At 65.2% G+C, this 3306-nt stretch carries 2 protein-coding genes and 1 pseudogene; 1 reads left to right on the forward strand and 2 read right to left on the reverse strand.

Translation table 11 applies throughout. From position 1 onward, the window contains the following. Both RWR81_RS13140 and RWR81_RS13145 read right to left on the reverse strand, forming a co-directional pair. Positions 1–373 (reverse strand): annotated as a pseudogene (locus RWR81_RS13140) (maltose ABC transporter substrate-binding protein); the annotation flags it as partial. Positions 374–488: 115 nt separating this feature from the next. Beyond that, on the reverse strand, positions 489–1715 hold the full coding sequence (locus tag RWR81_RS13145) for a glycosidase (RefSeq protein WP_314458160.1): 1227 nt from the start codon (positions 1713–1715) through the stop codon (positions 489–491). Positions 1716–1894: 179 nt separating this feature from the next. Here RWR81_RS13145 and RWR81_RS13150 point away from each other — a divergent pair, with 179 nt between their 5' ends. Beyond that, positions 1895–3214, forward strand: a complete 1320-nt coding sequence (locus RWR81_RS13150) for a deoxyguanosinetriphosphate triphosphohydrolase (protein WP_314458161.1) — start codon at positions 1895–1897, stop codon at positions 3212–3214. Positions 3215–3306 lie beyond the last annotated feature (92 nt).

Below are 3306 nucleotides of genomic sequence, written 5' to 3' on the forward strand. Positions count from 1 at the left end.
GGATGGCGCTGTTCTGCACCAAGTTACCGATCCAGTCGTGCGCGCCGACGACGATGTCAGGGCCGTTGCCGGCCTGGTTGGCGGTCACGAAGTTGGGCTGCAGGTCGTTGGCGACGGTCTGGACCGCTACCGAGATGCCCTGCTTGTCACCCCAGCTCTTGGCGATCTCCTTGAGCGAGTCAGCCTTCTTCTGATCGGCCCAGATGACCAAGTCGGCGTTGGTATCACCTCCGGAGGAGCCGGAGGTCTGCTGAACTGCTCCTCCGGAGGCGGCCGCGCCGTCGGCCTTCCGGGAGCTGGAGCAGGCTGCAACGGTTGAAACAGTGGTGGCGACGGCGGCCATTGTCAGGAAGGACCGGCGGGTGGGTGCCACAAGGATTCTCCTTCGAATCGGATCCATAAGCGGGGAGTTCCCCCCGCTTGGCACCATAATTTAATCGGCTACTGTAATGAATGCAAGGGCTGAATGAATTTTGCATTCAAGTGTGTTAGGCCACGGTCGTGGCTTCCAGCCAAGTCGTTGTCGTGGGAGGAATGAGCAGGCGACCCTCATCTTGTCGCAAGGGTTGAGACGACAGCAGCACCTTCGCCTCAGGGGGCAGGATCACTGAGGAGTCGGAGGTGTTGACGACGACCAGTACGCCGCGTACCAGGAAGGCCAGGGTCTCAGGCGGGCACCACTCCAGTCCGGTGACGAAGGCCAGAGGGGCGCAGGCCAGGTTGTACTCGAGGCGCACGTGGGCGGCGTGTCGCACGGTTGCGGCGGGAGACCCGAACTGCGAGGACTGTCCTCGAGTATGTTCAGCCACCATGTCCGCCAGTTCCAAGGGGGCTGTGGGCTTGTCTGCGTCGCTCAGTGCGATCTCGTCGCCCTGTCGTAGGTAGAGCGAACCGGGTAGAGCCAGCATCATGGCCTGCAGCGCCAGTCCTCGACGCAGCCGCTGGTCGTGGTCGACGGAGTACCAGCGCTGGCCGTCCCCCGGGTCCAGGTGCTCGGACAGGATGTGGGGAGGCAGGAAGCGCCAGGTGGGGGGTGCGCCGAAGCGATCGTGCTCGTCGAGGGACCGCGTCAGGTGGGAGGTGAGCGACTCGGCGTTCCAGCGGGTCAGAGTCAGACAGTCATCGCGCAGGTGGTGGATCCAGTCGTCCTGGAGGTGGTGTCGCAGCGAGTCGGGGTAGTCGGCGGTCACGTCGGCGCCGATGATGCCCTCCTCCACGTACTCTGCCAACTGGCCGTGCAGCATGGCGAAGTAGGCGCTCAGACGGTCCAGCCGGATCTCGGTGGTGATCTGGGGAGGAACGATCGTACCCAGGTCGATGCCGACCGCCCCGGCTTGGAGGTAGGCCTCAGAGCGGCGCAGAAGATCATCGCCTGCGCCCTCCAGCCCTGTGACGAAACTTGTGGTCCGTTTGGCGTAGGGGCCGGTGATTGGCCCGAGCGCGCCGGAGATGCGCACGATGGTGCGCAGTCCCCGCCTACCTGCCGAGTCGATGAAACGACGGATCGAATCGATCTCGGAACTGACGTCCAGCAGGCTCGGACGGATGATCACCGCGTCCATCCGCAGGTAGAGGGCGTGCTCAATGATGGACTCGGTGCGTTCCAGGTCCGCGGCTCCCAGGGCCGGTGAAGGGACCTCGTAGACCAGCGCGTGGCGCCACCACTCCTCCGGACCGTCGTAGGGCCGGTGAACGAGGGTGGTGGTCGTGGTCACGGCAAGCGTCTCCCTTCCGCTGGGCTCGGGCCCAGGAGCGTCACTTCCAAGAGTGCTTCATCGGTGTCCCGAGGGAGCTCGGCGACCGCATGCTGAGGAGGTCGGATGCCGTCGCTTCCTTAGGACGGTGTCGGAATGGTGACGACCATCGTAACCCGCTTCTGCGCTACCTTGTGACCATGTCAGTGCAGAAATCTGGATCCGAGCCCGAGCGTATCGACGGAGACAGCGGTCCTGGCCCGGCCGGATACCGATTTGAGGACATTGAGCGCTTTGTTCACGAGCAGGCGAAGAATCCGCAGCGCACTCCTTTTGAACGTGACCGGGCCCGGGTCCTGCATTCCTCGGCACTGCGTCGCCTGGGCGCCAAGACCCAGGTCCTGGGACCGTCGGCCGACGACTTCGTGCGTACCCGGCTCACCCACTCCCTTGAGGTGGCGCAGGTGGGGCGCGCGCTCGGACAGGCGCTGGGATGCGCCCCCGACGTCGTCGACGCCGCCTGCCTGTCTCACGACCTGGGCCATCCGCCGTACGGGCACAACGGTGAGAAGGCGCTCGACGTCGTCTCTCGCCAGATCGGTGGCTTCGAGGGCAACGCCCAGACCTTCCGGATCCTCACCCGTCTGGAGCCCAAGACGCTTGATGACAAGGGAAGGTCGATGGGACTCAACCTCACCCGGGCCAGCCTCGATGCTGTCGCCAAGTACCCCTGGCTCAAGGGCGGCGGACCGGGCGGTCTGAGCGGCCGTAGTACGCGCAAGTACTCCGTTTACGATGAGGACACCGAGATCTTCGCCTGGATGCGTCAGGGAGCGCCCGAGGGTAGGCGCTGTATCGAGGCTCAGATCATGGACCTGTCCGACGACGTCGGCTACTCGGTCCATGACGTGGAGGACGCGATCGCCCTGGGGCGCATGGACCCGTCCTGCTTGACCGACCCGAAAGAGGTCGATGAGCTGCTCGAGGCCACCAGGGCCTGGTACGGCACCGATCTCGGCGCCGACACCCTGGGGGCGGCTTTCGACAGACTCTCAGGCCAGCCGTACTGGATCCGCTCCTACAACGGATCAGTGGCCGATGCCGCTCACCTGAAGAACCTCACCAGCGAGATCATCGGTCGCTTCGTCTCAGCGGTTGCCACCGCCACCCGCCAGACCTACGGCAACGGGCCCCTGACCCGCTATGAGGCCGAGCTCGTCATCCCCGAGGAGACGGCCGCGGAGATCCTCCTGCTCAAGGGCATCGCCGTGCGCTACGTCATGGAGCCGCGGGAGCACGAACCGGTCTACCTGCGCCAGCGCACCATCATCTTCGACCTCGCCGACGCCCTCATGACCGGCGGTGGGAAGGGGATCGACCCGGTTCTAATCGATGTATGGAACCGAGCCGAGAACGACGATGAGCGCCTGCGGGTGGTCGTTGACCAGATCGCCTCCCTGACGGATACCTCCGCGCGGGCCTGGCACGCCCGGCTGTGCGGCATGTTCTCCGAGGTCTAGCCTGCGCTCAGTCGACCCTGGCGCAGGATGTCGGCACCCTCGCCTACGATGGCCCTGTGGCGGGACTGATCAGGCGCGAGGACATCGAGGCG

The sequence above is a fragment of the uncultured Actinomyces sp. genome (assembly GCF_963526355.1).
Lineage (GTDB): Bacteria > Actinomycetota > Actinomycetes > Actinomycetales > Actinomycetaceae > Actinomyces.